8 protein-coding genes are annotated in these 13,282 nt (G+C 58.2%); all 8 read left to right on the top strand.

Translation table 11 applies throughout. The annotated features are described in order from the left end of the window. Positions 1-79: 79 nt before the first annotated feature. Positions 80-1,318 carry a bifunctional glutamate N-acetyltransferase/amino-acid acetyltransferase ArgJ gene (gene argJ, locus HDF14_RS20115; protein ID WP_183980273.1) on the top strand — a complete coding sequence of 413 codons (1,239 nt, stop codon included), beginning with the start codon at positions 80-82 and terminating at the stop codon, positions 1,316-1,318. Positions 1,319-1,565: 247 nt separating this feature from the next. Beyond that, complete coding sequence (gene aceE / locus HDF14_RS20110) at positions 1,566-4,241, top strand: pyruvate dehydrogenase (acetyl-transferring), homodimeric type (RefSeq protein WP_183980271.1); 2,676 nt, start codon at positions 1,566-1,568, stop codon at positions 4,239-4,241. Positions 4,242-4,325: 84 nt separating this feature from the next. Beyond that, positions 4,326-5,198, top strand: a complete 873-nt coding sequence (locus tag HDF14_RS20105) for a thiamine pyrophosphate-dependent enzyme (protein ID WP_183980269.1) — start codon at positions 4,326-4,328, stop codon at positions 5,196-5,198. An 89-nt stretch (positions 5,199-5,287) separates the two neighbouring features. After that, complete coding sequence (locus tag HDF14_RS20100) at positions 5,288-7,204, top strand: capsule assembly Wzi family protein (RefSeq protein ID WP_313899648.1); 1,917 nt, start codon at positions 5,288-5,290, stop codon at positions 7,202-7,204. 107 nt (positions 7,205-7,311) lie between these two features. Beyond that, the gene (locus tag HDF14_RS20095) at positions 7,312-9,564 is read left to right on the top strand and encodes a GumC family protein (RefSeq protein ID WP_183980267.1); all 2,253 of its coding nucleotides are present in this window, start codon (positions 7,312-7,314) and stop codon (positions 9,562-9,564) included. After that, on the top strand, positions 9,561-10,643 hold the full coding sequence (locus HDF14_RS20090; RefSeq protein WP_183980265.1) for a polysaccharide biosynthesis/export family protein: 1,083 nt from the start codon (positions 9,561-9,563) through the stop codon (positions 10,641-10,643). Before HDF14_RS20095 ends, HDF14_RS20090 begins: the two co-directional genes overlap by 4 nt. Positions 10,644-10,695: 52 nt before the next feature. Next, positions 10,696-11,949, top strand: coding sequence for a glycosyltransferase family 4 protein (locus tag HDF14_RS20085; protein ID WP_183980263.1), 1,254 nt, complete (start codon positions 10,696-10,698; stop codon positions 11,947-11,949). A gap of 66 nt (positions 11,950-12,015) precedes the next feature. Continuing rightward, a complete protein-coding gene (locus tag HDF14_RS20080; RefSeq protein ID WP_313899647.1) occupies positions 12,016-13,227 on the top strand; it encodes a glycosyltransferase family 4 protein in 1,212 nt (403 codons plus the stop codon). Positions 13,228-13,282: the final 55 nt, after the last annotated feature.

Here is a 13,282-nt window from a genome sequence, read left to right as displayed (position 1 = left end):
CGACAGAAGCTGGAAACATGCGGCTGGCTAAAATGCGTGCGGATTACTTCACTTTGCCGAGGAATTGTAGAGTAGAGGTATGGAGAATGAGCAGGTTTTGAAGGCGCAGGGGTTGCCACAGGGATTTATGTGGGGCGCGGTGAAGGCAGGGATCAAGGTTAGCGGCAAGCCGGATTTGGCCGTCGCAGTTTCCACCAAGGGTGCCAATGGCGCGGCAATGTTTACGAAGAACCGGGTGGTGGCGGCTCCGGTAACCGTTGGGCAGCGGCATATGGCTTCGACCGGTGGGCGCGTGAGCGTGGTGCTGGTGAATGCGGGAAATGCAAACTGCGCGACCGGACAACCGGGAGTCGATGCGTGCGTGCAGACGTGCGTGGCGGCAGCGGAGAGGTTCCACTGCATCTTCGATGAGGTGTTCCCTTCTTCGACCGGAATCATCGGCGTTCCCTTTCCGGCGGAGAAGGTCCTCGTCGCGCTGCCTGAGCTGGAGCAGGTGATGGGCGCGACGCTGGAGCACGCGGATTCATTTGCGCGGGCGATTATGACGACCGATACGAAGATGAAGGTGGCGAGGGCTTCGGTCGACGTCGATGGAGTTGAAGTGCGGATCTTCGGCGTGGCGAAGGGCGCGGGGATGATCCATCCTCAGCTTGGCGCGCCAGTGGGGCCGGCACATGCGACGATGCTGGTTTATCTGTTCAGCGACATTGCGGCTGAGAGCGAACAGCTACGTGCGTTGCTGGAGCCTGCGGTGGAGCGGAGCTTCAATTCGATCTCGATTGACGGCGATACTTCGACCAATGATACGGTGCTGCTGCTAGCCAGTGGAGCGAGTGGGATAAAGCTGGATGCGCGCACACAGGAGCCATTTGCGAATGCATTGAAGCTGGTGTGCGGATCGCTTGCGTATCAGATTGTCGATGATGGTGAGGGCGTGGGGCACGTGGTGACGCTGCACATCGCCGGCGCGCGGACGGAGGCGGAGGCGAAGCAGATTGCGAAGGCGATTGCTCACTCGCCGCTGTGTAAGACTGCGTGGTCGAGTGCGGACCCGAACTGGGGGCGGCTGCTGGCGGCTGCGGGATATAGCGGGGTGGCGTTTGACCCGGCGCTGGTGAATATCACGATTGGGGCGCAGCCAGTGTTCGAGCTTGGGGTGCGGTCGCCGGCTTTTCAGGATTCGGCGGCACATGCGGAGATGCAGGCACGGGATTACACGATCACAATTGACCTTGGGTTGGGTGAGGCCGAGTGCCGGTTTCTGACGTGTGATCTGACAGAGGAGTATGTGCGGATTAATGCGGATTATTCGTCTTAGAGGCGGTGTCCTGCCGGACGGGCCTCCTACGCGGAGGGCGGTCACTTCGTGACTTGTGTACCGGTTTGGGTGGGGCGAGCTGTATGGACCTCGCGTTGCTCGGCTCTTGATTCCGACCAACGGGAGGACCAGGCGAAGCATTAAAAAGGGCGTGCGAACGCCCGCCCCGCGCGTAGCGGGCACCTGCCCAGATGACGTTTTCGAGCAACCCTTATATCGTTATAAGCGTGGGAGCGCGAGAAGACTTATGACAACGAAACTTGAAGAAGCCGCCAAACAGGACTTTACCGCCGAGCTGTCCGAGTGGATTGAGGCGTTTGACGACGTCGTTGCCGCAGACTGGGAGCAAGGCTCCGAGCTGCTGGAGGCTCTGCGCAAGCGCGCGCATGAAGCGGGAGTTCCGACGCCGAGCGAGTTGACGACGCCCTATCGCAACACGATTCCGAAACACGATGAAGTTCCGTATCCAGGCGACCGAGCGATGGAACGGAAGGTCGAGAGCCTGATTCGCTGGAATGCGATGGCGATGGTTCACGGCCAGAATAAAAAAGATGCCGGAATTGGCGGGCATATCTCGACATACTCCTCGCTGGCTACCTTGTTGGAGGTTGGGTTTAATCACTTTTTTCATGCCAAGTACACATCAGCTGGGAAGGAACAGCCGGGAGACTTTGTTTACTTTCAGGGCCATGCTTCGCCGGGAGTGTATGCGCGGGCTTATCTTGAGGGGCGATTCGATGACGACCGACTGAAGAACTTCCGCCATGAGCTGCGGGATACACCTGGACTAAGCTCGTATCCGCACCCCTGGCTGATGCCGAACTTCTGGAACTTCCCTACAGTCTCAATGGGGATTGGGCCGCTGAATGCGATTTATCAGGCGCGGTTTATGCGGTATCTGGAGAACCGGAAGCTGATTGAGCCGACCGAGCGCAAGGTGTGGGCGTTTGTGGGCGATGGCGAGACCGATGAAGTCGATAGCCTTGGAGCGATCTCGGTGGCGGCACGCGAGAAGCTGGATAACCTGATCTTTGTGGTGAACTGCAACCTGCAGCGGTTGGATGGTCCGGTGCGTGGAAACAAGCGGATCATCGATGAGCTGGAAGGCGTGTTCCGCGGCGCTGGATGGAACGTGATCAAGGTAGTTTGGGGTTCGGATTGGGATGCGCTGTTTGAGCGCGACCATACGGGGCTGCTGCTGCGTCGGATGGAAGAGTGCGTCGATGGCGAGTACCAGACGTTCAAGGCGAAGGGTGGAGCTTACCTGCGCGAGCACTTCTTTGGGAAGTATCCGGAGCTGTTGGAGCTGGTAAAGGATATGAGCGATGACGAGCTAGCGTTGCTGCATCGCGGCGGACACGACCACACGAAGATTTACAACGCGTATAAGCGGGCGGCCGAGCACAAGGGCGGTCCGACGGTCATCCTGGCGAAGACGGTGAAGGGCCACGGGCTGGGTTCGGCACAGAGCAGGAATGCGACGCACTCGGAGAAGAAGCTGGCTGATGATGGACTGGCGGCGTTTGTGAAGAGATTCGAGATTCCGATTCCGGAGGCGGCGGCGAAGTCGGGCACGCCTTATCGTCCGGCGCAGGATTCTCCTGAGATTGTCTATATGCAGGAGCGGCGGAAGGAACTTGGTGGATATCTGCCGACGCGCGAGGTGCCGAAGATCGACTTCAAGGCTCCGGGACTCGAGTACTTTGGCGAGTGGACAGCGGGGTCGAATAAGCGTGCGGTGTCCACGACGATGGGTTTCGTGAGCATATTGCGGCACCTGATGAAGGACCCGGTGATTGGAAAGCTGATCGTGCCGATTGTGCCGGACGAGGGCAGGACGTTTGGGCTGGAGTCGGCGATTCGGCAGGTGGGTATCTATGCGCCGGAGGGGCAGAAGTATGAGCCGCATGACGCGGATATGCTGCTGTACTATCGCGAGGCTAAGGATGGTCAGATTCTTGAGGAAGGGATCACGGAGGCGGGGTCGATGGCCTCGTTCACCGCGGCGGGCACCGCGTATGTGAACTACAAGGTGCCGGCGATTCCCTTCTACATGTACTACTCGATGTTTGGATTTCAGCGCATCGGGGACATGGTGTGGGCGTTTGCAGACTCGCGCGGTAAAGGCTTCCTGATGGGCGGAACGGCCGGGCGGACGACGATGCTTGGCGAGGGACTGCAGCATCAGGACGGGCACAGCATCGTGCTCGCGAGCACCGTGCCGACGTGCGTAACCTATGATCCGGCCTACGTGTATGAGCTGGCGGTAGTGATTCAGGATGGGATTCGGCGGATGTATGAGAAGGGCGAGGACTGCTTCTACTACATCACGATGTACAACGAGGATTACGCGATGCCCGCGATGCCGGAGGGTTCGGCTGAGGGCATACTGCGCGGCATGTACAAGCTGAAGCCTGCAAGCGGTGAGGCGACGGTGCAGTTGTTTGGCAGCGGGCCGATTCTGAATGAGGTGCTGCGGGCGCAAGAGATTTTGGCTTCGAAGTACAACGTGCCCGCCGATGTATGGAGTGTGACCAGCTATACGGAGCTGCGGCGCGATGCGCTGGCGGTGGAACGATGGAATCGGCTGCATCCGGCGGAGAAGGAGAAGGTGCCGTATGTGCTCGAAGCCCTTGGGAACTCGGCTGGGCCGATTATTGCTACCAGCGACTATATGAAGTCGGTGCCGGATCTGCTGTCGCCTTGGCTACCTTCGCGGTTGGTAACGCTGGGCACGGACGGGTTCGGCCGAAGCGATAACCGCGAGCATCTCCGGAGGCACTTTGAAGTGAGTGCTGAGGCTATTGTCGGGGCTACGTTGTCGAAGCTGGCGCGTGACGGAAAGTTCAAAGCGAAAGCGGCGCAGAAGGCGATGGCGGAGCTTGGTCTGGATGTCGATGCGGCTGACCCGGCGCGTGCCTAGGGTCTTTTGCAGGGTTTGATTGCGAAGAGGGTTCCTTGGTGGAACCCTCTCGTTTTGTAATCTGAGATTTGCCTGGAGGGTTGGTTGAGCGAAGCAGGGTCGTACGAGAATCCATTGGTGCCGAACAAGAAGCTGCTGCAGATGTATGGAGTGATGGCAGATGCGCGAGCTTTGGACGAGCACATTCAGAAGCTACAGAAGGGCGTGAAGGCGCGGCAGAGGCTTCATTCCACGCGTGGGCAGGAGGCCTGCCGGGTGAGCACCGCTCTTGAACTGTTGCCGGGAGATCTTGTCAGCGACTCGCAGGCCGGGGTGGTGATGGATCTGATCTCTGGCGCACAGTCGAAGACGCAGATCGATTCTCTGCTGGGACGTGTCGCGGAGTTTCATGAAGGAAAGATCGACGGAGCCAAGCTGGCGAGGGAGGGTGCGCTGGCGCGCGTGCTGCCCTGGGTTGATGACGCGGGCGACCGGCTAAAGATGGCAATGGGAGCGGCGCTCTCGTTCAAGACACTGAAGCGCGGAAGCTTGGTCGTCGCTTATGTTGGCCACGACGAACTGGGCAAGAAGGAGTGGCGACAGATCCTGGAGACTACTTCGAAGCTGGAGCTGCCAATGATCTTCGTAGTCTTGCCGGGTACCGGAAAAGATCAAGGCGGAGTGCGCCAACTGAGCGCGAAGGCACGTGGTTGGGGGATGCCGGGAATGCCGGTCGATGCGCATGATGCGGTGGCTCTGTACCGGGTAACGCAGGAGTCGCTGGGGAGGATTCGGGGGGGTGGCGGTCCGGTTCTGATTGAATGCAAAGGATATCGGGTGGAAGGTTCGCAAGAAAACTCTACCGACGATCCGCTGGCGCAGATGAAGACCTTTCTGCTTGGCCGCAAGGTTTGCACCGAGGCCCGGCTGAAAAACGCGGGGGAGCGGCTTCGCAGGCGCATTTCATCGTCTCAATGAGCTGTCAGGTCATTAGTTGGTAACTGCGAGTCGGAAGTTGCTGGCGGTTACACTGGTGTCGGCGTTCAGGCCCCGGGATTGAGGTGTAAGTGCGGACCAAAGCTTCTCTTTGTTTTGCGGCGCTGAGTTTATGGGCCGCATCGGCAGCGATCGCGCAGACGCCAACGCCCCCACCCGCTCCCCCTCCTGCTTCCAATCCTCCCCCGACACCGGTTCCGGACGCGACGTTCCCGAGCGAACCGCCCTACGCGGTGCAACAGGCCCCGCTGCCGAGTTCTCCGGTTCCCACGCCGACGCCTCCGCCGGTCGTAACGCCGCCCGCACAACCAACCCCGGAGAAGCCCTACGTCGGTTATCCCGGCTACGCTCCGCAGGAGCCGAAGGAGCCGACGGATTGGCTGGGATCGACTTATATTCCCGTCGACAGCTGGGTATATCCCGAACTCTCGAGACTCTACTCGATGGGCTTCGTCAATACGATGTTCCTCAGCATGCGCCCTTATACGCGACGAAGCGTTCTGCATATGCTGGAGAAGTCGCAGAGCGACATCATCAACAGCGACAATGAGCAGGCTCAGTCGATTCTCGCGAAGCTGATGTATTACCTGAGCGCAGAGGATCCTGACGGCGGCCTGATCTCGCGCAACATCGTCTATGGGCTGGATACGTCGTACACGCGGGTAGTGGGGATCGACGGACCCATTCTGAATGACAGCTATCATCTTGGCCAGACGATCAGCAATGACTACGGAAGACCGTACCAGTCCGGCTTCAACGCGATTGCAGGAGCCTCCACGGTTGAGGAGTGGGGGCCGGTTTCGCTCTATGTGCGTGGCGAGTATCAGCACTCCCCGTCGGCGACGGGATACTCTACTGACCTGGCGATGCTTCTGTCGATCAACGACTTCATCGACCCCTATCCTGCTGCGCGTCAACCCACGATTCCGCTAGGGCCGATTGTGGAGGAGAATCCGTTTCGCCTGGTAGAGGCGTATGCGTCGGTGCATGTGCTTGGCCATGAAGTCTCCGGGGGCAAAAGCGACGCGTGGCTGGGACCGGCTGCGGGAAGTTCTATGGCCTGGTCGAACAACGCGGAGAACATCTACTCGTTTCGCATCAACCGGGTTGAGCCGCTGTATATTCCTTTCGTCTCTAAGATCATGGGTCCGCTCCGTTATGATTTTTTCTACGGCAGCCTGAAGGGACATACGGTGCCGCGCGCTCCCTGGGTGCACTCGGAGATGTTCTCGTTCCGGCCGACGGACAACTTTGAGTTTGGGTTTTCGCGAACGATCATCTTCGGCGGAGCGGGACACGCTCCGGTGAATCTGCACCTCTTCCTCAAAGGGTTCTTCGATCCCAACGATACGACTGGCGAGGAGAAGCAGGGTCGAGATGACCCGGGTGCACGTTTCAGCGACTTCAGTGCTTCCTACCGGCTTCCCATGCTGCGTAAATACGTAACGTTCGTTGTGGACTCCATCTCGCATGACGATGTGACGCCGATCAGCGCTCCTCGCCGGGCGTCGTATAGAACAGGGCTGTATCTCTCTCAGGTTCCCGGACTGAGGGCGTTGGATTTCAGGGTGGAGGCTGTCTCGACGGACCCGGGCGTTTCGTCGGCCCATCTCGGCCAGTTCGCCTATTGGGAAACCATCCAGAAACAGGGCTACACCAATAAAGGATTCATTATGGGCGACTGGATTGGGCGAGAGGCCAAGGGCGGCCAGGCATGGCTGACCTATCACCTATCGGGCAACGAGTGGGTTCAGCTGGAGTATTTGAACAAGAAGACGCCTGCGAACTTCATTCCGGGCGGAACGACGCAAAACCAGTACAAGGCAACCATCGTGAAGCGGCTGGGAAAAGATGTTGAGCTGAACGCATGGTTTCAGTACGAGCAGTGGAAGGCGCCGGTCTACATGCCGGGGCTTCAGAAGAATACTTCGACCGCAGTGCAGCTTACCTGGTATCCGCAGTTACGTTCCTATCCGTCGATCCACTAGCGTCCTTGGCTGCGGGCTAAGAAACCAGGTAACACTTTTGGACCATATGGACTCCGGCGGTCATCTAATCCTCCTTCCGGAAGGCCCGCTCGGGTAGACTAGAGTGAATGGGTTCTAAAAATACGCAGCCGCCGCTTGTGGGTGTTCCGGAAACGAACCAGGCAGGGTTCAGTACTACGGTTACCGATACTACGCTGTCCGAAGCACTGATTGTGCTGCGGAAACGCAAGCTGATTCTGATAGTTGCGGCATTGCTCGGGCTGGCCTACGGCATATTCAAGGCAGAATCCCAACCAAAGCTCTATGAGTCCTATGGACGCATTCAAGTGCGGTCCGGCTCGGCGAATGAATACCGGGTCAACGCCCAGTCGTACGGCGGCGATTCCAGCTCGAAACTGTTGAGCGAAATCGAGATCCTGAAGAGCGATTCATTGATGCTGACTGTGTGCCGTGAGTTGGACCTGGCCAACAACGCAGATTTTCTCGAGGAGAAGGGCCCTATCGAGCATGCGAATCTGGATGACGGCGAAACCAGGCAGGATACGGTCCATCGAATCCAGAGCAACCTGCACGTAAGCATCGTTCCGAAGACTGACATTATCAGCATCAGCTATAGAAGCCTGAATCCAAAGCTTTCGGCCGATATCGTCAACAAAGTGATCTCGGACTATATGCAGCACACCTATCAGACGCGATTTGAGTCCTCGCAGCGCGCCTCGGTGTGGCTTTCGGGCACGCTGGAGGGCCTGAAGCAGGAGGTCGAGGCGTCGCAGGAACAGATGATGGACATGCAGCGCCGGCTGGGCATCCTGGGATTCGACCCGAACCACAACCAGATCAGCGCGTCGCTTGACGACCTTGCCCGGGCGGCGGGCGCGGCGAAGCTTGCCCGCATCATCGCCGAAGCACGCTATCGGGTGGTAAGCGGAATGGATCCGAACACGATCGAAGGAACGATCGAGTTGACTCCAGGAACGGCGCCAGGAGAGCTCAACCTGCTGCGTGGACAGCTCGCGGGAGCGAAAGCGAGCTATGCGACGCTCGAGTCGTCGCTGGGACCGAATCATCCGCAGGCCAAAGCCGTCAAGGCTCAGATCGATGAATACATCAAGGAGATCGACGAAGAGCAGAACCGTCTGATCACACAGGCGAAGCAGAACTACGTAATCGCGAAGGCGAATGAAGACCAGACGACCGCGGCGCTTGAGGCTCAGAAGACCGATGCCTATAAGCTGCGCGACCAGCTGGTGGAGTACACCCTGCGGCAGCGCGAGTACGAGGCAAACCGAACCCTCTATGACGGCCTGCAACAGCGGCTCCGAACTGCAAGTGTGCAGTCAGGACTCGAGTCGCTGGAGGTCGATGTTGTCGATCAGGCACTGCCACCGGCCGAGCCTCAGCTGCGGCCGCAGTCGACGGTGATCCTGACAGCTCTCGTCTTCGGCCTCCTGGCAGGCATTGTGGCAGCCTTCCTGATGGAGAGCCTGGACACGGGACTGCGGAGCATCGCGGAGATCGAAAGCATTACGGAGTTGCCGTCACTCGCAATTATTCCTCGAGCGCGCAAATCGTCGGTGGATCAGGCCGCGACACTCAGTACGGCACAACGGAATGTCGGTATTCTGACACAGCCAAAGTCGCAGTTTGCAGAAGCGTTCCGTTCCCTGCGAACGTCGCTGCTTCTCTCCAATACCGGACATCCGCCGAAGTACATCGTTTTGACCAGCGCTACGCCCTCTGAAGGAAAGACAACGGCAGCGAGCAACCTTGCTGCGATTCTGGCGCAACGGGACACGCGCGTTCTGCTGATCGATGGAGACCTTCGCCGGCCCAATATCCATCACCGGTTCGGGTTGAACGGGAAGATCGGGTTGACGACCGTATTGACCGGTGCAACCAAACTGGAGGAAACCGTCCAGAGAGTGCCTGAAATTCCGAACCTCGATATTCTGCCGAGCGGCCCTGTTCCGCCATTCCCTACCGAGATGCTAAGTTCGGAGGCGATGGAGACCATTCTTAAGCGCTGTGGAGATCTGTACGACTACATCGTGATCGACTCTCCGCCAATCCTCTCTGTGACCGATGGTGTGATTCTGGCGCGCCAGGCGGACGCCGTTGTGCTGGTGGTACGTCATGGCAAATCGAGCAAGCACGTGGTGCGTCGAGCAAGAGATCTGCTGTTGCGCTCTGGGGCAGCGATTACCGGAATTGTGCTGAATGCAGTTGACCTGAATTCGCCCGAGTACTACGGCTATTACGGCTATTCGGGTTACTCCTACTCAAGTGTGGATTCGGATAGCTGGGAGTCGCAGGCTGTCGCCCACGGAGACCACACCAACGTCGGGGAGACGAAGCGATGAGACAGAAACAGGAAGGCCTCCGGACTAGCGCAAGCACGCTTGTGAATCAGGTCGTCTGGCGCAGGGTATGGTTTGCTTCAGTTGCTCTTCTTCTGATGGTCGTCTCCGCGCGCTATGCCGAGGCACAGTTCAGCGGGCCTGCACTTGGGATCTCGAGCGAAGTAAATCCTCCTTTCACGATAACGACCGATCCGGCAATTCTGTTTCCTGGCCCCCGAGACATCTATCTGGGAACGGGAGACGTACTGGCCGTGCACATATACGGAAACACGGACTACAGCCCGGTGGTGCGGGTCGGTCTCGATGGCACCATTCAACTACCTCTGATTGGAAGTTTGATGGTGGACAATCTGACGGTACATCAGACTCAGGATCTGATAGGGCAAAAACTAAAAGCGGCAGGCATGTATCGCGATCCTCAGGTGGCCGTTCAGCTCACGGAGTCGCCAAACCAGATCGTCACTATCGTGGGTGAGTTGCACGGGATTGTACCGGTGATTGGCGAGCGCCGCCTGTTCGACGTGTTGGCGGCCGTTGGCGCGGGAGGCGGAGGCGGAGGCGGCGTTGGGGCAACGACGGTTGTAGTCGGAGGCGGCGGACTGCCACCGACAGCAAGCCACGTGCTTACCATCAATCGCTATGGCATGGCGCAACCGATCATTATCGACCTCGGAACCGACCCTCAAAAGAGCGCGCTGATTAATATTCCAATCTTTCCACGCGACACAATTATTGTGCCTCGGGTTGGCGTCGTGTATCTGCTGGGCGCCTTCAAGACCCAGGGCGCCGTTCCGTTGCAGCAGAACTCCCCAATCACTTTGATGAAGGTAGCAGCGCTGGCAGGCGGCGCCGGTTGGGAAGGTCGATTCAACGATCTCAGGATCATCCGCACGACTGGCACGACCCGGCAGGTGGTCAAAATCGACATCTCGAAGGTGATTAACGGCAAGGCACCTGATCCTGTCCTGCAGGCCGAAGACATAGTATTCCTGCCATCCAATCCGATGAAGGCAGCAATCAAGAACGGCGGTATCTCCACGCTGTTAGCGATCGTCTCCATTCTGATTCTTGGCGTTTAGTAGCAGTCCTTGGCGCACGAAAAACCAGGCTTTGTGCGAGAACCGAAAAAATATGGTTTCACCACCGTCAGAGGTTGGCAACGGATTCAAGAGAAAGGTGAGGCTGGCCTATCTGGTGAGCCACCCGATCCAGTATCAGGCTCCTCTGCTGCGGCGCATCGCGCAGGAGCCAGACATCGATCTGACCGTGTTATTCGGCTCGGACTTTTCGGTCCGCAGCTACCAGGATGAAGGTTTCGGCGTTGAGGTGAAGTGGGACGTGCCGCTGCTCGATGGATACCGCCATAAGTTTCTGCCGGTGATTCGTGACGACGGCACGCAGACGATGATGACTCCCTTGAACTACGGCATCTTCAGCGAGCTTCGCGGCCGCAACGGCGAGCCCGGCTACGATCTGTTATGGACGCACGGCTACAACATGGTGAATGCACTCCATGGAATGCTGGCCGCCAAAGCGCTGGGGATTCCAGTGCTGGTACGAGCGGAATCGTGGCTGCGCGACCGTTCGCGAAGTGGGCCAAAACTTCTTCTAAAGAAGATGTTCTTTCAGTTCTTGAAAAACATGGTGGCCGGAGTCTTCCCGGTTGGGACGATGAACGCAGAGTACTGGCGCCACTATCTTGGCGACGATGTGCCGTTCTTTCTGATGCCATACGCAGTCGACAATGAATACTTCCAGAAGCGAAGCCACGAAGCGGTTGCAAGGCGCGACGAGTTGCGAAGAGAGCTTGAGCTGGACGCGGCAAGGCCGGTCATTCTGTTTGCTTCGAAGCTGCAAAAACGAAAGCACTGTATCGATCTGCTGGATGCCTACGAGCGTCTGGTCAACGACGAGACGGACCATCCACATCCCTACCTGCTCATCGTTGGCGACGGTGAGGAACGAGCTGCGCTGGAAGAGAGGGCGAAGGCGAAGGGATTGACTGACGTTCGATTCTGCGGTTTTCGCAATCAATCGGAGTTGCCAAGATTCTTCGATCTTTCAAGCGTCTTCGTGTTGCCTTCGCGTCATGAACCCTGGGGGCTGGTCGTCAATGAGGCGATGAATGCCGCCCGGGCTGTGATCCTTTCTGACGATATCGGGTGTCAGCCTGACCTTGTAACCGACGGTGTAGAGGGATGCGTGTTTCCTGTCGGCGATGTGAACGCGTTGACTGAGGCGCTGCGCCGCGTACTTGCTACACCTGAAACCGCGGAACAGATGGGCCAACGTGCGCTTGATCGAATTAACGCATGGAGCTTTGAAGAGGACGTTCTGGCGCTGCGCGCAGCCGTCGCACAGCTGACACGTAAGATCGTTGCGTAGAACGGGCAGCCAACTTCCATGAGGGCTCGCGACCGAAGCCGACAAGGCAACACGAAGAGAGTGAAGGTGGCGTACCTGGTGAGCCATCCGATTCAGTACCAGGCTCCCTTACTGCGAAGAATCGCGCAGGCGCCCGACATTGATCTGACAGTCTTCTTCGGTTCGAATTTTTCCGTTCAGGAGTATGTCGACAAGGGGTTTGGTGTGGACGTGAAGTGGGACGTGCCGCTACTTGATGGGTATCGTCACGAGTTTCTACCCTCGATCTGGGATAAGCGAAGGACCGGGCCGACCGCCCAATTGAGCTACGGCATCTTCAGCCGGCTTCGTGAAAGCAAAGAGGCAGACGGGTTCGACGTGCTCTGGGTACACGGGTACTCGACGTTGAATACGCTGCAGGCAATGATAATGGCGAAGGCGCTGGGGATTCCGGTGCTGCTCCGTGCCGAGTCACGGCTGGGAAAAAAGCGGAGTGGCATGCTGAAGCAGGTAACGAAGAGTTTGTTCTTCAGCGGATTGAAGCAGCTGGTCGACGCAGTGTTGCCGATTGGGAGTGCGAATGCCGCGTATTGGCGCCACTTTCTGGGAGAGGACCTCCCGCAGTTCCTGGTGCCCTATGCGGTAGACAACGATTATTTTCAGAGCCGCAGCCGGGAGGCCGCTTCTCGACGAGAAGATCTGCGGCGAGAGCTCGGCCTCGATCCATCCCGGCCTGTCATTCTGTTTGCTTCGAAGCTGCAAGGACGGAAGCGATGCGGAGATCTGCTGGAGGCCTATCTCGACCTTTGCTCTGAAATCGAGGACGAGCCAGACGAGCCAGTTCCCTACCTCGTGATCGTGGGGGATGGTGTTGAGCGCGCCGCTCTGGAGAGACGTGCGAAAGAGAGCGGAGTCAGCGGAGTTCGGTTTTGCGGCTTCCGCAATCAATCGGAGTTGCCACGATTCTTCGATCTTGCGGCGGTCTTCGTTTTGCCCTCGCAGGACGAGCCCTGGGGGCTGATCGTGAACGAGGCCATGAACTCCGGACGGCCTATGATCCTATCGGATGACGTGGGCTGCCAGCCAGATCTGGTGACCGATGGCGTTGAGGGTTGTGTGTTTCCGGTTGGCGATGTGAAGGCGCTGACCGATGCCTTGCGAAGAGTTTTGACCGAGCCTGGGACTGCAAACGCCATGGGAGAACGTGGGCTAAAGAGAATCTCTGGATGGGATTATGAGCAGGATATGATCGGGCTTCGACAAGCAATCGCGTTCGTGACAAGGAGGTTGTCGAGGTAACTACCACTTAAGTTCGCGCAGCATTGGACGACAACCTCTGCTGCTATGCTTAAGA

Origin of the sequence: Tunturiibacter gelidiferens (assembly GCF_014201335.1) — a bacterium.
In the GTDB taxonomy this organism is placed as follows: domain Bacteria; phylum Acidobacteriota; class Terriglobia; order Terriglobales; family Acidobacteriaceae; genus Edaphobacter; species Edaphobacter lichenicola_E.
The sequence above is the reverse complement of the archived record's forward strand: the minus strand, read 5'-3'. Positions and strand labels throughout refer to the sequence as shown.